The sequence below is a fragment of the Streptomyces sp. BR123 genome (assembly GCF_013401435.1).
GTDB lineage: Bacteria > Actinomycetota > Actinomycetes > Streptomycetales > Streptomycetaceae > Streptomyces.
In genome coordinates this window covers 1-21,995 of sequence record NZ_JACBGN010000110.1, presented here as the reverse complement: position 1 = coordinate 21,995, position 21,995 = coordinate 1, and the positions used below count along the sequence as shown (strand labels likewise).

The following is a 21,995-nucleotide window of genomic DNA, read 5'->3' as shown; positions in this document are numbered from 1 at the left end:
GGCGGGCCCCGCTCGGGCCGGGTGGGTCAGCGGACGGTGATGAAGGGGTCCGCGGGCCGTGCCACCCGCTCGGGCGGCGACGCGGCGGGGTGCCCGATGGCCACCGCCCCCATCGGCTCCCAGTCCTCCGGCAGCCCCAGCACCTTGCGGACGACGTCCCGGCAGAACATCGTCGACGACACCCACGCCGAACCGAGCCGTTCCCCGGCCAGCGCGACCAGGAAGTTCTGCACGCCGGCGCCGGTCGCGACGACGAACATCTCCCGTTCGGCGGCGTCCCGCCGGGCGTGCCCGTACGTGTGCGCACCGTCCATGACCATGCACGGCACGGCCAGGTACGGCGCGTTCCGCAGGACATCCCCCCGCCGGATCCGCCGGGCGATGGATTCCTCGGTCTTGCCGTCGCGCCGCAGGTCCTCGATCCAGGCGTCCCGCATCGCGTCGAGCAGTTCGCGCCGCGCGGTCTCGGATTCGAGCAGGACGAACCGCCACGGCGTCGTGTGGTGGGGCGCCGGGGCGGTCACGGCGGCCGCGACGGCCCGCCGGACCGCGGCGGGGTCGACCGGCTCGGCGGTGAAGGCCCGTACCGTGCGGCGCTGTGTGACGGCCTCCCGTACTGCTTCGGAGGTGCCGAGGCGGAACAGGTCGTCGGCGGCGGCCCGGAAGAGTTGGGCGGCGGTGGCGCCGTCGCCGAGCACGTGCCCGAGCCCGCGTACGACGGCGACGGGCAGTCCGGCGGCCTTGCCCTTGACGAGGTCGCCGGCGGCGGCGAGTTCGTCGGCGGTGGCGACGACGGTCGCGCTGAGCGGGTTGCCGTGTGCGTCGGTGCCGCCGCGCAGGTCGTCGAGGACGCGGACGCCGGCGGCGCCGATGGCCACGTCGGTCAGCCCGGCCCGCCAGGGCCGTCCGAAGGTGTCGGTGACGATGACGCCGACGTCGACGCAGAGCAGTTCGCGCAGTCCGGCGCGGATCGCGGCTGCGGAGGCGTCGGGGTTCTCGGGCAGGAGCAGGACGGTGCCGGGCTCGGTGTTGGAGGCGTCGACGCCGGCGGCGGCCATGACCAGGCCCTGCCGGTTCTCGACGATCCGCAGCGGGCCGCGGCGTGCGACGACCCGTACGGTCTCGGCGTCTATGGCCTCTTCGCGGGAGTCGGCCCGGACGATGCGGCCCTCCGCCTTGGAGACGATCTTCGAGGTGACGAGGAGGACGTCGCCGTCGCGGAGTCCGGGCGCCGCGTCGGCGACGAGCCGGGCCAGGTCGTCGCCGGGCCGGACCTCCGGTATCCCGGCGACGGCCCACACCTCGTAGGAGGGCGAGGGCGACGGCGAAGGCGACGGCGTGGGCACGCTCACCGGGCGCCCTCCGCCAGGGCCAGGGCGGCGCGGGCCATCTCGGCGGTGGCGTCGAGGTCGGTCATCATCAGCGGCACGGCGCGGCAGGCGATCCCGGCGGCTTCCACCTCGGCGACGGCGTCCGCGTCCGCGGTGTCGACGAGCCAGCCGTCGATGAGGTCGGCGCCGTAGTGGCGGGCGACGGCGGCGGCGGTGGCTTCGACCCCGACGGCGGCCAGCACCTTGTCGGCCATGCCGCGTACGGGGGCGCCGCCGACGATGGGGGAGAGGCCGATGACGGGCGCCGCGGCGCCGGCGACGGCCTCGCGGATGCCGGGTACGGCGAGGATCGTGCCGACGGAGACGACCGGGTTGGACGGCGGGAAGAGGATGACGTCGGCGGCGGCGATGGCTTCGAGCACGCCGGGCGCGGGCTTGGCCTGTTCGGCGCCGACGGGTACGACGGCTTCGGCGTCGACGGAGGCGCGCAGCCGGACCCAGTACTCCTGGAAGTGGATGACGCGGCGTTCGCCGGTGCCGGTGTCGGTGACGGCGACGTGGGTCTCGACGCGGTCGTCGGACATGGGGAGCAGCCGGACGCCGGGCTGCCAGCGGTCGCAGAGGGCTTCGGTGACGGCGCTCAGCGGATAGCCGGCGCCGATCATCTGGGTGCGGACGATGTGGGTGGCGAAGTCGCGGTCGCCGAGGCCGAACCAGCCGGGTCCGACCCCGTAGGCGGCGAGTTCCTCCTTGACGGTGAAGGACTCGTCGGCGCGGCCCCAGCCCTGTTCCTCGTTGATGCCGCCGCCGAGGGTGTACATGACCGTGTCGAGGTCCGGGCACACCTTGAGCCCGAACAGGTGGATGTCGTCACCGGTGTTGCCGATGACCGTGATGTCCGCGTCGGGGACTGCCGACTTGAGTCCGCGGAGGAAACGGGCGCCGCCGATGCCGCCGGCCAGAACAACAATGCGCATGCAGACAGTCTGTCAGCCGCAGGCTGTCACCTGAGGGGTGGTGGTCGGGCGACGGGCGGGCCTGTCAGCCGCAGGCTGTCACCTGAGGGGTGGTGGTCGGGCGACGGGCGGGCCTGTCGGGCGCGCCCGGTCAGACGGAGAGGGCCTCGGGCTGGGCGGGGGAGCAGTTGTGCATCGGCATCTCGGTGAGGCCGGGGAAGTAGACGTGCAGGCTGACGGCGCCGTCGAGGCTGTCGTTGACGACCTCGTGGGCGTAGCCGGGGGCGAAGACGCGCTGGGCGCCGGCCCGGAGGGTGAGGGCGCCGCGGGTGCTGTGCTCGGTGAGGGCGCCGTCGAGGACGGTGAGGACGCCGGAGGAGGCGCCGTGGTCGTGGCGGCCGCTGCCCTGGCCGGGGACCCAGCTGAGCAGCCAGACCTCGTAGCCGATGGGGGCACCCCCTGCTCGAGCGGAGCCGAGAGCTTGGGGGACGGTGCGCAGGCGGTGGTACCAGCGGGTGGTGGCGTCGTAGCGGACGAGGTGCTGCCAGCTCGCGCGGTCCTCGGCGATGGAGCGGGCGAGGCCGGCGAACTCGGCGACGGTGGTCGGGTGTTCTCGGGCGGGCTGGAGGAGGTGCTGGACCGCGAGGATGTCGCCGGCGATCTGGAGGTCGCTCTCCGTGACCGCCGGGCGCTCGGCCGCCGGGTCGGCGGAGGTCGTGGAAGCGGAAGCGGAAGCGGAAGCAGTGGGTGCGGGGGTGCGCATAGCGGTCCTCGGGGATGTCAGGGGTTCTGGCGGTTGCTGTGGGGGTGGCCGGAGCTCAGGGGAGCCGGGGGCTCCGAAGGCATCAACAGCTGCAACAGCAACAGCGGACCTGGGCAGCGCGCAGGAACCCACGAACGGGGGTCCTCTCGGCGGCTGCGGTCACTGACATGGGGACTAGGAGACCGGGTGCGGGGCCGGACTGTCAACCCAATGGCCGGTTTGGCGGAAAAGGTTCATCTGATCCGGTTAACGCGATCGGAGAAAGGTTTGTGCACCCCGCGGCCGGGGAGATGGCGCTCCGGGTACCGCTGTTGCCCCGTTCAAACGTGCGATGTCAACTCGTGATCGTAATGTGATCTGTGCCGCTTCTTTGGCCGGATTGCAACCGGTCCGCAGGGTGCCGCGTCGGTTGCGGGTGAAGTGGGCGCGGTTGGACGTCAGTGGCTTGTGTCACGATTTTTGGCGATTTGATCACTTTCTGCATAGCCTTGGTTCCGCAGAGTGAATAAGGGCCCCAATAGCAGATCCCAGCTTGACTGCGCTGGAGCCCCCCACTTGTAATTTCACTCGTGTCGTTACGTAGCGATGAGTAACGACGCCACCACGGGGATGCACAGACAGAGCGAGGGGCGCACATGACCGAGCTGTTTCAGGAACTGCTGGTCGAGGAAGCGGACGAAGAGCTCGGATGGCAGGAGCGCGCCCTGTGCGCTCAGACCGACCCCGAGTCCTTCTTTCCCGAGAAGGGCGGCTCCACCCGCGAGGCCAAGAAGGTCTGCCTCGCCTGCGAAGTCCGCTCCGAATGCCTTGAGTACGCCCTCGCCAACGACGAGCGATTCGGCATCTGGGGCGGCCTGTCCGAACGCGAGCGCCGCAGGCTGAAAAAGGCCGCCGTCTGACCGCTCCCGCCACACGCCGGACAACTCCACAAGCACACCACACGGTCCGCCTCCTGCCCCTTCCCCGCAGGAGGCGGACCGGTGTGTTCCCAGCCGTTAGTGTGGGGCGCTGTCCAGCAGCCTCCGAGGGGCACACCACCCCCGGATCCTCCCTCCGGCCGCCCGGGGGGACCCCCAGGCCGGAGGGTCAGTAGAGCGATGTCCCTGCACAGCCAGTCGACGGCCTCCCACCAGGCTGACGCCACTCCCCAGTTCCCCCGGCACGTCGTCACCGCGGTCCTCGTCGCCCACGACGGGGCGCGCTGGCTCCCCAGGACCCTTGCCGGGCTCCTCGGCCAGGAACGCCCCGCCCAGAACCACGTCGCCGCCGACACCGGCAGCGCCGACGACTCGGCCCGGCTGCTCTCCGAGGCCCTCGGCGACGACCGCGTCCTCCACCTCGCCCGCCGCAGCGGATTCGGCGCCGCCGTCGACGAGGCCGCCCGCTCCGCCGGCACCCTCACCCCCGAGGACCTCCCCTACCTCAAGCGCCCCAGCGGCTGGGACCCCGTCAGCCGGACCTGGCGCGACGACACCTACGACCTCCCCGAACTGCCCCACGGCGAACCCGTCCAGTGGCTGTGGCTGCTCCACGACGACAGCGCCCCCGAGCCCGACGCCCTCACCGAGCTGCTGCGCGTCGCCGAGGAGAACCCCGACGCCGCCGTCATCGGCCCCAAACTGCGCGGCTGGTACGACAACAGGCAGCTCCTCGAAGCCGGCGTCACCATCGCCCGCAACGGCCGCCGCTGGACCGGCCTCGACCGCCGCGAACACGACCAGGGCCAGCACGACCAGGTCCGCCAGGTCCTCTCCGTCTCCACCGCCGGCATGCTCGTGCGCCGCGACGTCTACGACGAACTCGGCGGCTTCGACCGCCGCCTGCCCCTCATGCGCGACGACGTCGACCTGTGCTGGCGCGCCCAGAGCGCCGGCCACACCGTCCTCGTCGCCCCCGACGCCGTCCTGCGGCACGCCGAGGCCGCCGCCCGCGAGCGCCGCACCGTCGACTGCGCCGGCCGCAGCGCCGTCAGCCCGCACCGCGTCGACAAGGCCGGCGCCGTCTACACGATGCTCGCCAACACCTCCGGCCGGGCCCTCCCGTACGTCCTGCTGCGCCTGATCACCGGTACCGTGCTGCGCACCCTCGCCTGCCTCGTCGGCAAGGCCCCCGGCCAGGCCGTCGACGAGTTCACCGGCCTCCTCGCCACCCTGCTGCGCCCCGGCCGCATCCTCGGCGCCCGCCGCCGGCGCGGCCGCCCCGCCGTCGCCGCCAAGGAACTGCGCCCCCTGTTCCCGCCGCCCGGCGCCACGGTACGGGCCGGCGCCGAACAACTCGCCGGATACCTCGGCAGCGGCAGCGGCCGCGACACCGACAGCGCCGCCGCCGGCCGGCACGGCGGAGCCGTCGAGCCCGGCCCCGGCGGCGAGGACGCCGACTACCTCCACGTCGAACAGTTCGCGCGCCTGAAGCGGATCGCCCGCAACCCCGCGCCCGTCCTCTTCGCCCTCCTCCTGCTGGTTTCCGTCATCGCCTGCCGCGGCCTCCTCGGCGGCGGCTCCCTCATGGGCGGCGCCCTGCTGCCCGCCCCCGACAGCGGCCTCGACCTCTGGCACCGCTACACGCGCGACTGGCAGCCCGTCGGAACCGGATCCACCGTCGGCGCACCCCCCTACCTCGCCGTCCTCGGAGCCCTCTCCACCCTGCTCCTCGGCTCCACCGACGCCGCCCTGACCCTGCTGCTCGTCTGCTCGGTCCCGCTCGCCGGGCTCACCGCCTACTTCGCCTCCCGGCCCCTCGTCGGCTCCCGGCTGCTGCGCGCCTGGGCCGCCGTCGCCTACGCCTTCCTGCCCGCCGTCACCGGCGCCCTCGCCGGCGGCCGCCTCGGCACCGCCGTCCTCGCGATCCTGCTCCCCCTCCTCGCCCGCTCCGCCGTCTCCGCCCTCGGCGTCGGCGCTTGCGGCACCGCGGCCGGCGCTCCCGAGCAGCGGGGCGGACGGCGCGCGGTGTGGACGTACACCCTCCTGCTGACCCTCGCCACCGCCTTCACCCCCGTCGTGTGGCCGCTCGCCGCCGTCCTCGGCACCGCCGCGGCGGTGCGGCGCCGCGGCGGACGGAAGGCGTACGGGCTGCGGCTGCTCGCCTCCCTCACCGTCCCGATCCTCGTCCTCGCCCCCTGGTTCCCGGGCCTGCTCCTGCACCCCGGGCGCCTCCTGGACGAGGCCGGCCTGCCCGGCGCCGCCGGCCAGGCAGGCGCCCTCGACCTCGTCGGCCTCAGCCCCGGCGGCCCCCGAACCCCCGGCGGCCTGCTCCTCCTCGGCATCGTCCTCGCCGCCCTGGCCGCTCTGCTGCGCGCCGAGCGGCGGCTCGCCGTCCGCGCCGCCTGGACCGCCGCCCTCGCCGCGCTGGCCCTCGCCGTCGTCCTGGACCGCACCGGCTGGGCCGGACCCGCCGTCCTCGTGTACGGGCTCGCCCTCCTCGCCGCCGCCGCCGTCGGCGCGGACGGGGCCAGGGAGCGCCTCGCCGCCAGCAGCTTCGGCTGGCGCCAGCCCGCCGCCGCCCTGATCGCCCTCGCGGCCGCCGCCGGCCCGCTCCTCGCCGCGGCCGCCTGGGCGCTCTCCGGCGCCGCCGGCCCGCTGGAGCGTCGCGACCCGGTCCAGGTTCCCGCCTTCGTCGCCGAAGAGGGCGGCACGCGCGACCAGGCCCGGACCCTCGTCCTCGGCGGCACCTCGCCCGCCACCGTCTCCTACACCCTCGTACGCGGCTCCGGCGCCGGCCTCGGCGACGCCGAAGTCGCCGCCGCGGCCGGCAGCACCCCCGCCCTCGACAAGGTCGTCTCCAGCCTCGTCGCCGGATCCGGCGCAGACCAGAGCGACCAGCTCAGCGGATACGGCATCCGCTACGTCCTTCTCCGCTCGGGGTCCCCCCGCCCCGGCGGAACCGAAGGCGGAGAAGGCTCCCCGCAGCAGATGCACAAGGTCCTCGACACCACCCCCGGCCTGAGCCGGCTCAGCCAGCTCGACGGCGCCGCCCTGTGGCGCGTGGACCGCCAGGTCGCCCGCGCCGTCATCGTCTCCGGCAAGCCGGGCGAGGCCCCGATCCCGGTGGCCTCCGGCCCCGTCGAGGCCCACACCAGGATCCCGGCGGGCGAGGCCGGCCGCGTCCTGCGCATCGCCGACAGCGCCGCCCCCGGCTGGCGGGCCACCCTCGACGGCGAGCCGCTCAAGGCGAAGACCCTCGACGGTTGGGCCCAGGGCTTCGAACTGCCCGCCGCCGGAGGCCGCCTCGACCTCGTCCACGATGACTCCTTCCCCCGGACCGCCTGGCACTGGGCCCAGGGCGCGCTCGTCCTGCTGCTGCTCGTGATGGCCCTGCCCGGCCGCCGGGTGAGCCTCGACGACGACCTGCCGGACGAGGACGCCGCCCCCGAGCGGCCCGCACCCGGCGAGGCCGGCGAGGGCCGCCGGGCCCGCCGCCTGCGAGTCGAGACCGACGGGGCGACCGCCCCCGCCGCCGTCACCGAGGCCGAGCCCGCGGGAGCCGTCGCCGACCCGTACGCCGGGATCCCCGCACAGCCCGTCTACGGGGAGGAGTCCTACGCGTACCAGCCGTACGCCGACCAGCCGTACGCCGACCAGCCGTACGGCGACCAGATGTACGCCGACCCGCCGTACCCGGACCCGCCGTACGCCGACCAGGCGTACGCCTCCCCGACCCCCGCCGGCCAGGGCTACGCCTACGGGCAGCAGGCCCCGCAGCAGCCGTACGTACCCGCCCAGGCCGCGCCGGACCCCGAGCAGCACCCGTACGACCGGCAGGGCCACGACCCCCAGGGCCACGACCTCCACCAGGCCTACCCCCAGCAGCCGCACGCCCCGCAGCCGTACTCCCCCCACCCGTACGCCCAGCAGCCGTACGACGCCTACGGACAGCACGGCCAGCGTCCCGACGGGAGCCCCCAGCAGTGAAGCAGCGCGCACCCATGACGCTGGCGGCCGCCGCCGCGGCCCTCGCGACCCTCGCCGGCCTCGCCCACCTCACCGCGCCCGCCGCCCCGGCCGCCGCCGACGGCGGCAAGACGGCCGCGGTCCGGATGCCGGTCGAGCGGTCCGAGCTGGTCTGCCCGGCTCCCAGCTCCTCCGACATCGCCGAGACCACGTACACGGCGATCACCCCCGGCGCGGCCGGCGGCGGCAAGGGCTCGGCCCGCCTGCTCGGCGCCACCAAGGAGGCCAAGCCCGTCCTGGAGCCGAAGGAGCGCGGCAGGCCGGTCGGGGCGACCGCCTCCGGCGCCGAGGCCCCCGGCCTGGCCGGCATCGCCGACGGCGTCCTCGCCCCCGGCTGGACGGCCCAGCAGACGACGAAGGTCTCCGTGGGCCGGGCCCGCGGCCTGCTCGGCGTCGGCTGCACCGCCCCCGGCACCGACTTCTGGTTCCCCGGCGCGAGCACGGCCAAGGGGCGCGAGGACTACGTGCACCTCACCAACCCGGACGACACCGCAGCCGTGATCGACATCAAGATGTTCGGCCCGGACGGCCTGGTCAAGGACGAGACCGGGGTCAGCGAGAACATCCGCATCGACCCCCGCTCCACCAAGGCGATCTCGCTGGCCTCCCTCGCGCCCGGCAAGGAGCTCGCCGACGTCACCGCCCACGTGACCACCCGCGCCGGCCGCGTCGGCGCCTCGCTCCAGGCCTGCGAGGAGGGCGTCGGGGCGGACTGGCTGCCGGCCTCCGCCGATCCGGCCCCCGACCGGGTGCTGCCCGGGATCCCCGCGGACGCCACCTCCGTGAGGCTGGTCGCGTTCGCGCCCGGCGAGGAGGACGCCGACCTCTCCGTGAAGCTGGCCGGCCCGAACGGCTCGATCAGCCCGGCCGGCACCGAGAAGCTGCACGTCAAGGCCGGTATGACGGCGAGCGTGGACCTGGGCGACGTCACCCGCGGCGAGGCGGGCTCGCTGCTGCTCGCCCCGGCCGACCCGAAGAAGGCCGTGCCGGTCGTGGCGGCGCTGCGCGTGGTCCGCGGCAGCGGAGCCAAGCAGGAGCTGGCCTTCGTACCGGCCGCCGGGCCGGTGGGGGCGCGGGCCACCGTCCCCGACAACCGGGCCGACGAGAACGCGAGCGTGCTGTCGCTGACCGCGGCCGGGGCCGACGCGAAGGTGAAGGTCACGGCCTCCCCGGGGACGGAGGCGGGCGAGCCGGCCTCGAAGGAGGTCACCGTCAAGGCGGGCACCACGCAGACCGTATCCCTGGCCCCGGGCGGGGCGAAGGGCGCCTACGCGCTGACGGTCGAGACCCTCTCCGGCGGCCCGGTCCACGCGGCCCGCACCCTGACGCTGCCCCACGAGGGCATCGTGATGTTCACCGTCCAGACCCTGTCCGACGACCGCGGCACGGTCCCGGTGCCCAAGGCCGTCCAAGACCTCTCGGTGCTCACCCGGTAGCCGGCCGCGCCGCCGGGCGGACCGCGCGGGGCGGACCCGCACCCCGCACGGCGTCGCGCCGGGCGCCGTGCGCGGCGTCAGTCCTGGCCGTACCGCGGGTCCACCGTCTCCGGGGACAGCCCCAGCAGCTCCGCCACCTGCTCCACCACGATCTCGTGCACGAGCAGCGCCCGGTCGTCCCGCGTCTTCGACCGGATCTCCACCGGCCGACGGAACACCATGATCCGCGCCGGCCGCCCCGGGCCCGACGCCTCCGACAGCGCGCCCAGCGGCACGGCCTCGTCGTTCCAGCCGGCGTCCGGGCCGCCCGGCGGCCCCGGCACGTCCGCGACCAGGAACTCCACGTCGGCCAGCTGAGGCCAGCGCCGCTCCAGCCGCTCCACCGAATCCCGTACGAGGTCGCCGAAGAGCTCGGCCCGGCTCGCGGCCAGCGGCACCTGGGGCGGGGCCACCGGACCGCGCATCCCCCGCCCGTGCCGGTCGCGGCGGCGGACGCGCGGTTCGGCGGGGGGTTCTGCGGGATGCGGTGCGCGAGGTGGCACGGGGCTGTCGGTCACCCCCGCAGCGTAGCCCCGAAACGGGCCCCGACCGGGGCGTTTCGGGGGCCGCCGGGCCCCGTCGCGGAGGCGACACGGGGGAGTGACCGGCGGGAGAGTCGTCGCGGCCCGGTCAAGAGTGCGGTACCGTCCAACGTCGTGAGCCTTGTACGTCGCTGTTCGCGCACTGCGTGCGGCCGCCCTGCCGTCGCGACCCTGACGTACGTCTACGCCGACTCGACCGCAGTTCTCGGCCCGCTCGCCACGTATGCCGAACCCCACTGTTACGACCTGTGCGCCGAGCACTCCGAGCGCCTGACCGCACCCCGCGGCTGGGACGTCGTGCGCCTGACCGACGGGTCGGGTCCGTCCCGCCCCAGCGGCGACGACCTCGAAGCGCTGGCCAACGCCGTCCGCGAGGCGGCCCGCCCGCACGACCGCGCCGCCGAGGCCGGCCGCGGCCCCGCCCAGGGCGGTCCGGGATCGGGCGGGGAGACCCGCCGCGGGCACCTGCGGGTGCTGCGCTCCCCCGACTCCTGACGGCGGCCGCGTCCTGACGGCCGCCGGGTCCTGACGGCCGTCCTCCCCAAGAGGCGCGGCCCGGTGGGAGGATCTCCCTGCACGGTAGGTTGGGCCACCGCAACAGGACCTTTCAGGAGGGGCAGGCAGTGGCCGCAGATTTCTCGAACATCGTCAAGGCGTACGACGTACGCGGCGTCGTGCCCGACGAGTGGGACGAATCGCTGGCCGAGCTGTTCGGCGCCGCCTTCGTCGAGGTCACCGCCGCCACCGCGATCGTCGTCGGCCACGACATGCGGCCCTCCTCGCCCGGCCTGTCGGCCGCCTTCGCGCGCGGCGCCGCCGCCCGCGGCACCGACGTCACCCTGATCGGGCTGTGCTCCACCGACCAGCTGTACTACGCCTCCGGCAAGCTCGACCTGCCCGGCGCGATGTTCACCGCCTCCCACAACCCGGCCCGCTACAACGGCATCAAGCTCTGCCGCGCCGGCGCCGCCCCCGTCGGCCGGGACACGGGCCTGGCGACGATCCGCGAGCTCGTCGAGAAGTGGTCCGACGAAGGCCTCCCCCCGGTCCCCGAGGGCACCACCCCCGGCACCGTCACCGAGCAGGACACCCTCCTCGGCTACGCCGAGCACCTCAAGTCGCTCGTCGACGTCGGCGGGATCCGCCCCCTGAAGGTCGTCGTGGACGCGGGCAACGGCATGGGCGGCCACACCGTCCCGACCGTCTTCGACGGCCTTCCGCTGGAACTCGTGCCGATGTACTTCGAGCTCGACGGCACCTTCCCGAACCACGAGGCCAACCCCCTCGACCCGAAGAACATCGTCGACCTCCAGGTCCGCGTGCGCGCCGAGGGCGCCGACCTCGGCCTCGCCTTCGACGGCGACGCCGACCGCTGCTTCGTCGTCGACGAGCGCGGCGAGGGCGTCTCCCCGTCCGCGATCACCGCGCTCGTCGCGGCCCGCGAACTCGCCCGCAACGGCGGCACCGGCACGGTGATCCACAACCTGATCACCTCCTGGTCCGTGCCCGAGGTCGTCCGCGAGAACGGCGGCACCCCCGTCCGCACCCGCGTCGGCCACTCCTTCATCAAGGAGGAGATGGCCCGTACCGGCGCCATCTTCGGCGGCGAGCACTCGGCGCACTACTACTTCAAGGACTTCTGGAACGCCGACACCGGCATGCTCGCCGCGCTCCACGTCCTCGCGGCCCTCGGCGGCCAGGAGGGCCCCCTCTCCGCCCTCGTCGCCTCCTACGACCGCTACGCCGGCTCCGGCGAGATCAACTCCACCGTCGCCGACCAGGCCGCCCGCATCGCCGCCGTCAAGGCCGCGTACGGCAGTGCCGACGGCGTCACCCTCGACGAGCTGGACGGCCTCACCGCCACCTCCGCCGACTGGTGGTTCAACCTGCGCCCCTCCAACACCGAGCCGCTGCTGCGCCTCAACGTCGAGGCCCGCGAACCGGGGACCCTCGCCCGGGTCCGCGACGAGGTCCTCGCCCTGGTCCGCGCCTGACCGGCCCGCCCCCGGCCAGTCCGCGTCCGATCGGACCGCGTCCGACCGGACCGGGCCACCGCCGGGCCGCGCGAGACGCGGCCCGGCGGTACGCTGACCTCGCCCAATCCGCATGTTCGAAGGGAAGCGCCCCATGCCGCTCGAAGCCGGCCTTCTGGAGATCCTCGCCTGCCCCGCCTGCCACTCTCCCCTGGAGGACAAGTCGGCCGACGAGACGGCTCCCGAGCTGATCTGCACCGGCCGGGACTGCGGCCTCGCCTACCCGGTCCGCGACGGCATCCCGGTCCTCCTCGTGGACGAGGCCCGCCGCCCCGCCTGAGTACGCACCAGCCGCACGACGCACAGGGCGCCCGCCGCAGCGCCGGGCGCCCGAGCAACCGAGTCGCCCGCCCTTCTGAACCAGCCGGAGGCCGCCATGCTCGACGAGTCGCTCCTCGACGCACCGGAGGAGCTCGCCCGCGCCGACCGCCGCGGCCTGCTCCGCGGCGCCGCCGAGGCCGGGGCCAGAGTCCGCACCGCAGCCCGGCACGCCGGTGAGGCAGGCCTGGCGGACCTGCGCCCCGACGGCCGGCCCCGCGCCGTCCTCATCGCCGGCCCCGGCACCGCCGCCAGCGGCGTGGCCGACCTGCTCGGCGCCCTCGCCGGAGCCTCCGCCCCCGTCACCCGGCTGCACCCCACCGGGGTCGCGCACGCCCCCGGCGCGCTTCGCTGGACCCTGCCCGGCTGGGCCGGCCCCGTCGACCTGCTGCTCATCACCACCACCGACGGCACCGAACCCGGCCTCGCCGTCCTCGCCGAGCAGGCCTACCGGCGGGGCTGCACCGTCGTCGCCGTCGCCCCCGAGCGCTCCCCGCTCACCGAGGCCGTCGACGGCGCCCACGGACTCCTCGTCCCCATGGCCAAGGCCCCGTACCAGGAGTACGACGAGTCCGCCGCCGCCGGCCCCGGCGCCCTGTGGGCCCTGCTCACCCCGCTCCTGCTGCTGCTCGACAAGGTCGGCCTGATCACCGCCGACCCCGAGGCCCTCCAGCGCGTCGCCGACCGCCTCGACCGCACCGCCGAACGCTGCGGCCCGGCCATCGCCACCTACTCCAACCCCGCCAAGACCCTCGCCGCCGAACTCGCCGACTCCCTCCCCCTCATCTGGAGCGAGGGCGCCGGTGCCGGCCCGGCCGGCCGCCGCTTCGCCGCCACCCTCGCCGAGCTCGCCGGCCGCCCCGCCCTGTCCGCCGACCTCCCCGAGGCCCTGCCCGCCCACGGTGTGCTGCTCGCGGGTGCCCTTGCGGCGGGCGCCGACCCCGAGGACTTCTTCCGCGACCGGGTCGAGGAGTCGCAGGCCCTCCGCGCCCGCGTCGTCCTGCTGCGCGACCGGCCCGCGGGCGGGCTCTCCGCCGCCCCGGCCGCGCGTGAACTCGCCCTCAGCCACGACACGGCCGTCAGCGAGCTCGAACCCGAGGAAGGCGGCGAGCTCGAACAGCTCGCGGAACTCCTCGCCGTCACGGACTTCGCCACGGCCTACCTCGCGCTGGCGGCCACCCGGGGACACGGCTGAGCACGGTCACGGGCCTGCCCTTCATCCAGGAAGACGGACGACGATGGACCGCCTGACGAACACGATCCGCCCCTACGCCTGGGGATCGACCACCGCGATCCCCGGGCTCCTCGGCATCGAGCCGACCGGAGAGCCCCAGGCCGAACTGTGGATGGGCGCCCACCCCGGTGCGCCCTCCCGCCTCGACCGCGGCGCCGGCGAAACCACCCTCGCGGACGTCATCGCCGCCGACCCCGAGCGCGAGCTCGGCGCCGCCGCCGTCGCCAAGTTCGGCCCCCGCCTGCCCTTCCTCTTCAAGATCCTCGCCGCCGGGGCGCCGCTCTCCCTCCAGGTCCACCCCGACCGGGAACAGGCCCGCGCCGGCTACGCCGAGGAGGAGCGCCGCGGCATTCCCATGGACGCCGCCCACCGCAACTACAAGGACCCCAACCACAAGCCCGAGGTGCTCTGCGCGCTCACCCCCTTCGAGGGACTGTGCGGCTTCCGCCCGCCCCTGGAGGCCGCCCGGCTCCTCGCCGGCCTGGAGGTCGACTCCCTCAAGCCGTACGTGGACCTGCTGCAGGCCCACCCCGAGGAGGCGGCCCTGCGCGAGATGCTCACCGCCGTACTCACCGCCGACCGCGACGAGATGGCCCACTCCGTCGCCGAGGCCGCGGCCGCCGCCGAACGCCTCGCAGGCCCGTACGCCCCGTACGCCACCCTCGTGCACCACCACCCCGGCGACCCGGGCGTGATCGCCGCCATGCTGCTCAACCACGTCCGACTCCAGCCGGGCGAGGCCATGTTCCTCGGCGCGGGCGTCCCCCACGCCTACCTCGACGGCCTCGGCGTCGAACTGCTCGCCAACTCCGACAACGTGCTCCGCGCCGGACTCACCCCCAAGCACGTGGACGTGCCCGAACTGCTGCGGATCGTCCGCTTCGAACCGGGCGACCCGGCACTGCTGCGCCCCGAGGGCAACGGCGAGGAGGTCTACGAGACGCCCATCGACGAGTTCCGGCTCTCCCGCTTCACCCTCGCCCCCGGCGCCGCACCCCGCACCCTGCCCTCCGGCGCCCCGCAGATCCTGCTGTGCACGGCGGGCCGCCCGAAGGCCGGCGAACTGGCCCTCGCACCCGGCGAGTCGGTGTTCGTACCGGCCGGCGAGGAGGCCGAACTGTCCGGGACGGGCACCGTCTACCGCGCCACCGTCGTCCTCTGACACCGCCGCCCGGACCGGAGCCCGCGGCGGCGGCTGCAAGAATGTGCGGCCGTAGCGCGGCGCCCCGGCCTGGGCCGCCGTACCGAGGAAGGGACATCAGGCACCCATGAGTGCGTCGGGCGGAACCAGGGCGATCGTGGCGGCACTCGCCGCCAACCTCGCCATCGCGGTAGCCAAGTTCGTGGCCTTCGTCTTCAGCGGCTCGTCGTCGATGCTCGCGGAGAGCGTCCACTCGCTGGCGGACTCCGGGAACCAGGGACTGCTGCTGCTCGGCGGGAAGAAGGCCCAGCGCGAGGCAACACCGCAACACCCCTTCGGGTACGGGCGCGAGCGCTACATCTACGCGTTCCTGGTCTCCATCATCCTGTTCTCGGTCGGCGGCATGTTCGCCCTCTACGAGGGCTACGAGAAGATCAAGCACCCGCACCCGATCGAGGACTGGTGGTGGCCGATCGGCGTCCTGGTCTTCGCGATCATCGCGGAGAGCTTCTCCTTCCGTACGGCGATCAAGGAGTCGAACGAGCTCCGCGGCAGCCTCACCTGGAGCCAGTTCGTCAAGCGGGCCAAGGCCCCCGAGCTGCCGGTCGTCCTCCTGGAGGACCTCGGCGCGCTGGTCGGCCTCGTGCTCGCCCTGGGCGGCGTCGGCCTGGCCCTGCTGACCGGCGACGGCGTCTGGGACGGCATCGGCACCCTCGCCATCGGCACCCTGCTCATCCTGATCGCGATCGTCCTGGCCGTGGAGACCAAGTCCCTGCTGCTCGGCGAGGCCGCGGGCCTGGAGGAGATCGAGAAGATCAAGACCGCGGTCGTCGACGGCGAGACCGTCACCGGCCTCATCCACATGCGGACCCTGCACCTGGGGCCCGAGGAGCTCCTCGTCGCCGCCAAGATCGCCGTCCGGCACGAGGACTCGGCGGCGACCGTCGCCGCGGCGATCGACGCGGCCGAGGCCCGCATCCGCGAGGCGGTCCCGATCGCCCGCGTGATCTACCTGGAGCCGGACATCTACAGCGAGGAGGCGGCGGCCGCGGGCCACGACCCGGCCGCCACCCCGGGCGGCCCCGGCGCCCACTGACCCGGGACCCACGGCCGATGCCCCCGGCCGGGCCCACGGCTCACGGAGAAGCCCCCGCAGCGCGTGCTGCGGGGGCTTCTCCGCCGTCGGGATGCGGCCCGGTCAGGGCGCCGGAGCCATCGGGACCCGCGGCTCCGACTCCCGCACCGCCGGTCCACGCCGCAGGGCCCGCCGGCGGGCCACCCACGCGCCCGTCCCGAGACCGCCGCCGACCAGGAGGACCGCGAAGCCGGCGAACATGACACCGCCGGCGACGATCAGCGCCGTCGGCCGCTCAACGGCCTTGCCGGTCACCGCCGACAGCGGGAGGGAGCCGTGGCCCGGGTCGCCGGTGCGGAAGGCGGAGTCCAGCGAGTTCCCGCGGTTGTCCCCCATCACGAACATCCGCCCCTCCGGCACCGTGACCTCGAAGGAGACGGCCGCCGGGAGCCGCCGGTCCTTCAGGTACGGCTCATCCAGCGGCTGCCCGTTGAGCCGGAGCGCGGCGTCACCCGCGCGGTACGCGATCCGGTCGCCCCCGAGGGCCACCACACGCTTGATCCCCGGGCCTCCCAGCCGCCATCCGGGAGCGTCGAAGAGCACCACGTCCCCGCGCCGGACGCCCAGTTCCCCGGCGTCGCCCAGCGCGAAATAGGCGATGTCCCCGGGCCGGTACGCCGGGTACATGCTCTCCGAGGGCACCGAGTACCCCCGGACCGCCTGCTGGTTCACCGCGAGCGCCCATGCCGCCGGCACCGCGACCATCACCGTCCCCAGCGCCAGCAGCACTCTCGCCCAGATGCCCAGTCCCCGCCCCGGCCCGCGCCCCATGAATCCGTCCTTCCGCATAAGTGTGGTGGCCGGAAGCGTACGGAACCCGGACCGGATCCGCGCATCGCCGCCGGCCCGCAGGCACGGAGACCGGACCGATCGGTCTCTTTTCCTTGATCTCTTTCCCCCATCCACTGGGGTCCGCCCGGTGATCGGTGTAGATTCGACACCAGTGTCAGGCGTCGCTGCTGATGGCGGTCGGGCGGTCCTCACGACCGGCCGAGGGGAGAGAGGGCCCCCGACGGACTGAGCGCTCGGTGCACCGCCCCAGGCGATGCGCGGCTCAGCCGTACCCACCTCTCGAACCATGAGGAGCAGCACCCGTGGACTTCAAGGTCGCAGACCTTTCCCTTGCCGCCTTCGGCCGCAAGGAGATCACCCTGGCCGAGCACGAGATGCCGGGTCTGATGTCGATCCGCCGCGAGTACGCGCAGGCGCAGCCGCTGGCCGGCGCCCGCATCACCGGCTCGCTGCACATGACCGTGCAGACGGCCGTCCTGATCGAGACCCTGGTCGCCCTGGGCGCCGAGGTCCGCTGGGCCTCCTGCAACATCTTCTCCACCCAGGACCACGCGGCCGCCGCCATCGCCGTCGGCCCGAACGGCACCCCGGAGAACCCGCAGGGCGTCCCGGTCTTCGCCTGGAAGGGCGAGACGCTGGAGGAGTACTGGTGGTGCACGGAGCAGGCGCTGACCTGGCCGAACACCCCCACCGGCGGCCCGAACATGATCCTCGACGACGGTGGTGACGCCACCCTCCTCGTCCACAAGGGCGTCGAGTTCGAGAAGGCCGGCGAGGCCCCGGACCCGTCGACGGCGGACTCCGAGGAGTACGGCCACATCCTGACCCTCCTGGGCCGCACCCTCTCCGAGAGCCCCCAGAAGTGGACCCAGCTGGCGTCCGACGTCCGCGGTGTCACCGAGGAGACCACGACCGGCGTCCACCGCCTGTACGAGATGATGCAGGAAGGCACCCTGCTGTTCCCGGCGATCAACGTGAACGACGCCGTGACGAAGTCGAAGTTCGACAACAAGTACGGCTGCCGGCACTCCCTGATCGACGGCATCAACCGGGCCACCGACGTCCTCATCGGCGGCAAGACCGCCGTCGTCTTCGGTTACGGCGACGTCGGCAAGGGCTGCGCGGAGTCGCTGCGCGGCCAGGGCGCCCGCGTCATCATCACCGAGATCGACCCGATCTGCGCCCTTCAGGCCGCGATGGACGGCTACCAGGTCACCACCCTGGACGAGGTCGTCGAGACCGCCGACATCTTCATCACCACGACCGGCAACAAGGACATCATCATGGCCTCCGACATGGCCAAGATGAAGCACCAGGCGATCGTGGGCAACATCGGCCACTTCGACAACGAGATCGACATGGCCGGCCTGGCCAAGATCGAGGGCATCGTCAAGGACGAGGTCAAGCCGCAGGTCCACACCTGGACCTTCCCCGACGGCAAGGTCCTGATCGTGCTGTCCGAGGGCCGCCTGCTCAACCTGGGCAATGCGACCGGCCACCCCTCGTTCGTGATGTCGAACTCCTTCGCGGACCAGACCCTGGCCCAGATCGAGCTCTTCACCAAGCCCGAGGAGTACCCGATCGGCGTCTACACGCTGCCCAAGCACCTGGACGAGAAGGTCGCCCGCCTCCACCTCGACGCCCTCGGCGTCAAGCTGACCACCCTCCGCCCGGAGCAGGCCGCGTACATCGGCGTTAACGTCGAAGGCCCGTACAAGCCGGACCACTACCGCTACTGATCACCGCCCGGCGGTAGCAGCACGACACCCAGGCAGGCCCCCGGCGCAAGTCGCCGGGGGCCTGCCCCTTACCCGAGGAACCCGCCCCATGCCCCGCGGCCGCTACTCGCTCCACGACCCCCACGACGGCACCCGCCTCGGCGAGGAGCACTTCAACTGCGCCCCCGGCCCCTCCGGCTGGCGCTACGTCTCCCAGCTGACCGGCCCCGGCGGCGACCACCGCGGCTCCGTCGACCTGGCCGTCGACGAACTCGGCCGCCCCATCCGCCTCGAAGTCAACGCCGCGGGCTGGCAGGTCCGGGGCGCCGCCATCGACGGCGTCACCTGGGTCCGCTCCGACCCCACCGGCACCGAGGCCACCGAGGGCAACGTCCGCGCGGCCGCCTTCACCGGCACCTCGCCGGCCTTCCTCGTCGCCACCGCCCGCCTGCTGCGGCCCGCGCTCGGCGCACCCGCCACCCGGGTCCGGCTCGTCGCCCTCACCGATCCGGTACTGGCCCCCCGTACGGTCGACCAGGCCTGGGCCCTCGTCGGGCGCACGGAGCACGCGACGGACAGCGGGCCGCTCGTCGTCGACGAGTACCGGCTCACCGCCCTGGACACCGGCGAGGTCCACACGGTCCACCTGGCCGGTGACGTGGTCCTGTCGGCCCCGGGCATCGAGCTCGAACACCTGGAGACCCCGCCGTCGGTCTTCCCGCCGGAGGCCTGACCGACCGCGGCCCCGGCCCGGTCAGTACTCCTCGTCGGGGAACCCCCACCGGACCGCGGGCTTCGCATCGGGCGCGACCTCGGCGACCGTCGCCGCGAAGGACTTCTCGAACTCCGGCTGCCAGAGGTAGAAGCGCGACACGCACAGCGGGAAGTCCGACTCCCCGGAGACGAAGTACGCGCCGTCGTCGTCCACGGCCACGCCCAGGGTCACCTGGTTCTCGATGCATTCCTCGTACATCAGCTGCGACAGGGCCCGGACGACGGCCCAGGCCTGCGGCTCGTCGGCGACACCGGTGACGTCGAATGCAAGATCGATGTTGACTGACATGGCGGCAGCGTAGGCGGCCCCACCGACAGCCCTACGCGGGCGGCGCGAAGCCCGTCGACCGCACCGGCTCGCCACCCGACGGCGGCACGGCCGCCGGCACAGGAGCGGGCGCGGGCGCGAAGGCCGGAGCCGCCGGCGCGGGCGTGCTCCCCGAGGGCGCCGCCGCGGGCGGGCCGTACGCACCGGGCGCCCCGCCCGGGAGGGCACCCGGCATGCCCGCCCCCGCGGAGAACGCCCGGGCCGCGTCCCGCGACTGCCGCTCGTGCACCACCGCCAACAGGAACGCGGCCGCCGGCACCCCGGCCGGCGCGGGCGCTCCCGTACGGGCCACCAGGTCGTCCGCCAGCTTCGCCGCCATCGCGGCCCCCACCTGCGGGTCCAGCTGGTTCATCCGGGTCAGGTACTGGCGTATCGCCAGCCACAGCCCCTCCGGTACGGCCGACAGGTCCAGCCCCGTGAACCGCCCGGCCAGCCACGGCGGGGGCGCCGGAACCGGCATCACCGGCGCCCCCGGCACCCGCTCCCGTATGACCAGCGTCCCCCCGAACACGTCTCCCAGCCGCCGCCCCCGCGCCGACACCAGCGAGGCGATGCAGGCCACGGACCCGAAGGTCAGCAGCAGCTCCACGACCCCCATGGCCCCGCGCACGAGCGCGTGCCGGAAACGGACCGGACCGCCGTCGTCCCGGACCACCCGCAGCCCGCAGGCGAGCTTGCCGAGCGACCGGCCGTGGCTGAGCGTCTCCACCGCGATCGGTACGCCGACCAGCACCAGCAGGGTGTTCGCCACCGCGACCGCGGCCTGCGCGGCCTCGTCCAGGGACGCGGTCGCGTAGGCCAGCCCGACCGTGATCGCCAGATAGCCGGTGCCGTACACGAGCAGGTCGAGGAAGAAGGCCAGGGCCCGACTCGGCAGCCGTGCGGGCCTCAGCCCCAGGACGACCGCGTCCCCCGTCACCAGATCACTCACCGCTGCACACCCTTCCCGCGCCCGGACCCACCCCTCGGCCACCCAGTCTGCCAAGCTGACCACGGAAGAAGTAGCGCCGAAGGACGCCCGGCGGCAGGGGCCAGGGGCAGGGGGAGCGGCAACCGCATGGATCTCGACGTCTTCGTCACGGCCCACCGGGCGGAATGGGACCGCCTCGAACAGCTTTTGGGGCGCGGCCGCCGGTTGACCGGCGCCGAAGCCGATGAGCTCGTCTCGCTCTACCAGCGGGCCGCCACGCACCTCTCCCTCATCCAGTCCGGCACCCCGGACCCCATGCTCACGGGCCGGCTCACCCAGCTCGTGGCCCGGGCCCGGGCCACCGTGACGGGCGCCCGGCGCGCGAGCTGGCGCGACGCGGCCCGCTTCTTCACCGAGGGCTTCCCGGCGGCCGTCTACCGGAGCCGCCGCTGGTGGATACCGACCGCGCTGCTGTCCACCCTGCTCGGTGTGCTGATCGGCTGGTGGATCGCGACGCACCCCGAGGTGCAGGCGGCGATCGCCGCGCCGGAGGAGCTGAAGGCGCTCACGCAGCCGGGGGGCGGCTACGAGACCTACTACTCCAGCCACCCGGCGGCGTCCTTCGCCGCCAAGGTGTGGACGAACAACGCCCAGGCGGCCGCGATGTGCCTGGTGCTGGGCGCCTTCCTGGGGATCCCCGTGCTCTGGATCCTCTTCCTGAACATGGTGAACCTCGGCGTCGGCATCGGGCTGATGACCTCCGCCGGCCGGCTGGACGTGTTCCTCGGCCTGATCCTGCCGCACGGCCTGTTGGAGCTGACCGCGGTGTTCGTTGCCGCCGGAACGGGCCTGCGGCTCGGCTGGACCGTCATCGACCCGGGGCCCCGCACCCGCCGCGCCGCCCTTGCGGAACAGGGCCGGGCCGCCCTCGGCATGGCCATCGGCCTCGCGGTCGTCCTGTTCGTCTCGGGCCTGATCGAGGGCTTCGTGACCCCGTCCGGGCTTCCCACCTGGGCGCGGATCGGCATCGGCATCGCCGCCGAGGCCGTGTTCCTGGCGTACGTCTACGTGCTGGGCGGCAGGGCCGCGCGCGACGGCGAGGCGGGCGATGTGGAGGCCGCCGACCGCACGGCCACCCTCCCCACCGCGGCCTGATGTGCGCACGAGCCTGCGGAGCTGCTAGTCTCCTCGTCGTCCCGGAAAGACTGTTGACACGGTCGGACCGGGGAGGTAGATTCTAACGGTTGCCTCGAACGGGACAGTTCGGCAGCGACGGTTTGAAATCGACTTCGCCCCCAGGGAATCCAATTCGAGCGGGGCACAACCGACTCCTCATCCAGGAATCCGAAGCCGGGAAATCCGGTGGAAAACTTCTGATAGAGTCGGAATCGCCGGAAAGGGAAAACGCGAAAGCGAAGAACCCGGAAAGCGAAGCGCGAAACACTCTGATAGAGTGGGAAACGCAAGAACGAAAGCCCGGAGGAAAGCCCGAGAGGGTGAGTACGAAGGAAGCGTCCGTTCCTTGAGAACTCAACAGCGTGCCAAAAATCAACGCCAGAAGTTGATACCCCGTCCACTCCGGTGGATGAGGTTCCTTTG

At 73.8% G+C, this 21,995-nt stretch carries 19 protein-coding genes; 12 read left to right on the top strand and 7 right to left on the bottom strand.

The features are described from left to right. Positions 1-26: 26 nt before the first annotated feature. The 3 genes from HYE82_RS18545 to HYE82_RS18535 all read right to left on the bottom strand — a co-directional run bounded on the left by HYE82_RS18545 (position 27) and on the right by HYE82_RS18535 (position 3,050). Positions 27-1,352, bottom strand: a complete 1,326-nt coding sequence (locus HYE82_RS18545) for a coenzyme F420-0:L-glutamate ligase (RefSeq protein ID WP_369009813.1) — start codon at positions 1,350-1,352, stop codon at positions 27-29. After that, on the bottom strand, positions 1,349-2,308 hold the full coding sequence (gene cofD, locus HYE82_RS18540) for a 2-phospho-L-lactate transferase (RefSeq protein WP_179175207.1): 960 nt from the start codon (positions 2,306-2,308) through the stop codon (positions 1,349-1,351). The genes HYE82_RS18545 and cofD overlap by 4 nt, the downstream gene beginning before the upstream one ends. Before the next feature lie 130 nt (positions 2,309-2,438). After that, a complete protein-coding gene (locus tag HYE82_RS18535) occupies positions 2,439-3,050 on the bottom strand; it encodes a cysteine dioxygenase family protein (RefSeq protein ID WP_179175206.1) in 612 nt (203 codons plus the stop codon). 635 nt (positions 3,051-3,685) lie between these two features. Here HYE82_RS18535 and HYE82_RS18530 point away from each other — a divergent pair. The 3 genes from HYE82_RS18530 to HYE82_RS18520 all read left to right on the top strand — a co-directional run bounded on the left by HYE82_RS18530 (position 3,686) and on the right by HYE82_RS18520 (position 9,432). Then, positions 3,686-3,949, top strand: coding sequence for a WhiB family transcriptional regulator (locus HYE82_RS18530; protein ID WP_003983763.1), 264 nt, complete (start codon positions 3,686-3,688; stop codon positions 3,947-3,949). 198 nt (positions 3,950-4,147) lie between these two features. Further along, positions 4,148-7,957: a glycosyltransferase family 2 protein gene (locus HYE82_RS18525; protein WP_179175205.1), complete on the top strand. Its 3,810-nt coding sequence runs from the start codon at positions 4,148-4,150 to the stop codon at positions 7,955-7,957. A 14-nt stretch (positions 7,958-7,971) separates the two neighbouring features. Then, positions 7,972-9,432 carry a DUF5719 family protein gene (locus HYE82_RS18520; RefSeq protein ID WP_179175209.1) on the top strand — a complete coding sequence of 487 codons (1,461 nt, stop codon included), beginning with the start codon at positions 7,972-7,974 and terminating at the stop codon, positions 9,430-9,432. Positions 9,433-9,509: 77 nt separating this feature from the next. On the opposite strand, the gene HYE82_RS18515 is transcribed toward HYE82_RS18520, so the two are convergent. Continuing rightward, positions 9,510-9,974, bottom strand: a complete 465-nt coding sequence (locus tag HYE82_RS18515) for a metallopeptidase family protein (RefSeq protein ID WP_309144367.1) — start codon at positions 9,972-9,974, stop codon at positions 9,510-9,512. Between the two features lie 153 nt (positions 9,975-10,127). On the opposite strand from HYE82_RS18515, the gene HYE82_RS18510 reads away from it, so the two are divergent. From HYE82_RS18510 to HYE82_RS18485, 6 genes are all read left to right on the top strand, one after another. Next, positions 10,128-10,508: a DUF3499 domain-containing protein gene (locus HYE82_RS18510; RefSeq protein ID WP_179175204.1), complete on the top strand. Its 381-nt coding sequence runs from the start codon at positions 10,128-10,130 to the stop codon at positions 10,506-10,508. A 128-nt stretch (positions 10,509-10,636) separates the two neighbouring features. Then, entirely contained in the window at positions 10,637-12,007 is a 1,371-nt protein-coding gene (locus HYE82_RS18505) for a phosphomannomutase/phosphoglucomutase (RefSeq protein WP_179175203.1), read from the top strand. Positions 12,008-12,140: 133 nt separating this feature from the next. Next, a complete protein-coding gene (locus HYE82_RS18500; protein ID WP_054222355.1) occupies positions 12,141-12,326 on the top strand; it encodes a Trm112 family protein in 186 nt (61 codons plus the stop codon). 96 nt (positions 12,327-12,422) lie between these two features. Beyond that, positions 12,423-13,559, top strand: coding sequence for an SIS domain-containing protein (locus HYE82_RS18495; protein WP_179175202.1), 1,137 nt, complete (start codon positions 12,423-12,425; stop codon positions 13,557-13,559). Between the two features lie 43 nt (positions 13,560-13,602). Continuing rightward, positions 13,603-14,760 carry a mannose-6-phosphate isomerase, class I gene (manA, locus tag HYE82_RS18490; protein WP_179175201.1) on the top strand — a complete coding sequence of 386 codons (1,158 nt, stop codon included), beginning with the start codon at positions 13,603-13,605 and terminating at the stop codon, positions 14,758-14,760. A 106-nt stretch (positions 14,761-14,866) separates the two neighbouring features. Then, entirely contained in the window at positions 14,867-15,835 is a 969-nt protein-coding gene (locus HYE82_RS18485; RefSeq protein WP_179175200.1) for a cation diffusion facilitator family transporter, read from the top strand. Between the two features lie 102 nt (positions 15,836-15,937). Here the strand turns inward: HYE82_RS18485 and lepB are convergent, their stop codons facing one another. Further along, the gene (lepB, locus tag HYE82_RS18480; RefSeq protein ID WP_179175199.1) at positions 15,938-16,645 is read right to left on the bottom strand and encodes a signal peptidase I; all 708 of its coding nucleotides are present in this window, start codon (positions 16,643-16,645) and stop codon (positions 15,938-15,940) included. Positions 16,646-16,968: 323 nt separating this feature from the next. On the opposite strand from lepB, the gene ahcY reads away from it, so the two are divergent. Then, a complete protein-coding gene (gene ahcY, locus HYE82_RS18475) occupies positions 16,969-18,405 on the top strand; it encodes an adenosylhomocysteinase (RefSeq protein ID WP_179175198.1) in 1,437 nt (478 codons plus the stop codon). An 88-nt stretch (positions 18,406-18,493) separates the two neighbouring features. Next, entirely contained in the window at positions 18,494-19,117 is a 624-nt protein-coding gene (locus tag HYE82_RS18470) for a hypothetical protein (protein ID WP_179175197.1), read from the top strand. Positions 19,118-19,138: 21 nt separating this feature from the next. Here the strand turns inward: HYE82_RS18470 and HYE82_RS18465 are convergent, their stop codons facing one another. Continuing rightward, entirely contained in the window at positions 19,139-19,447 is a 309-nt protein-coding gene (locus HYE82_RS18465; protein ID WP_179175196.1) for a hypothetical protein, read from the bottom strand. 31 nt (positions 19,448-19,478) lie between these two features. After that, positions 19,479-20,417 (bottom strand): RDD family protein, encoded by a 939-nt coding sequence (locus tag HYE82_RS18460; RefSeq protein WP_179175195.1) that lies wholly within the window; start codon positions 20,415-20,417, stop codon positions 19,479-19,481. A gap of 126 nt (positions 20,418-20,543) precedes the next feature. Here HYE82_RS18460 and HYE82_RS18455 point away from each other — a divergent pair, with 126 nt between their 5' ends. Further along, on the top strand, positions 20,544-21,551 hold the full coding sequence (locus HYE82_RS18455) for a stage II sporulation protein M (protein WP_179175194.1): 1,008 nt from the start codon (positions 20,544-20,546) through the stop codon (positions 21,549-21,551). The last annotated feature ends 444 nt before the right edge of the window (positions 21,552-21,995 follow it).

Bases quoted from the DNA above. Each gene is read 5' to 3' on its own strand.
- cofD (WP_179175207.1), bottom strand. From the start codon at position 2,308: ATGCGCATTGTTGTTCTGGCCGGCGGCATCGGCGGCGCCCGTTTCCTC.
- HYE82_RS18535 (WP_179175206.1), bottom strand. From the start codon at position 3,050: ATGCGCACCCCCGCACCCACTGCTTCCGCTTCCGCTTCCGCTTCCACG.
- HYE82_RS18530 (WP_003983763.1), top strand. From the start codon at position 3,686: ATGACCGAGCTGTTTCAGGAACTGCTGGTCGAGGAAGCGGACGAAGAG.
- HYE82_RS18525 (WP_179175205.1), top strand. From the start codon at position 4,148: ATGTCCCTGCACAGCCAGTCGACGGCCTCCCACCAGGCTGACGCCACT.
- HYE82_RS18520 (WP_179175209.1), top strand. From the start codon at position 7,972: ATGACGCTGGCGGCCGCCGCCGCGGCCCTCGCGACCCTCGCCGGCCTC.
- HYE82_RS18500 (WP_054222355.1), top strand. From the start codon at position 12,141: ATGCCGCTCGAAGCCGGCCTTCTGGAGATCCTCGCCTGCCCCGCCTGC.
- HYE82_RS18495 (WP_179175202.1), top strand. From the start codon at position 12,423: ATGCTCGACGAGTCGCTCCTCGACGCACCGGAGGAGCTCGCCCGCGCC.
- manA (WP_179175201.1), top strand. From the start codon at position 13,603: ATGGACCGCCTGACGAACACGATCCGCCCCTACGCCTGGGGATCGACC.
- HYE82_RS18485 (WP_179175200.1), top strand. From the start codon at position 14,867: ATGAGTGCGTCGGGCGGAACCAGGGCGATCGTGGCGGCACTCGCCGCC.
- lepB (WP_179175199.1), bottom strand. From the start codon at position 16,645: ATGGGGCGCGGGCCGGGGCGGGGACTGGGCATCTGGGCGAGAGTGCTG.
- HYE82_RS18470 (WP_179175197.1), top strand. From the start codon at position 18,494: ATGCCCCGCGGCCGCTACTCGCTCCACGACCCCCACGACGGCACCCGC.
- HYE82_RS18465 (WP_179175196.1), bottom strand. From the start codon at position 19,447: ATGTCAGTCAACATCGATCTTGCATTCGACGTCACCGGTGTCGCCGAC.
- HYE82_RS18455 (WP_179175194.1), top strand. From the start codon at position 20,544: ATGGATCTCGACGTCTTCGTCACGGCCCACCGGGCGGAATGGGACCGC.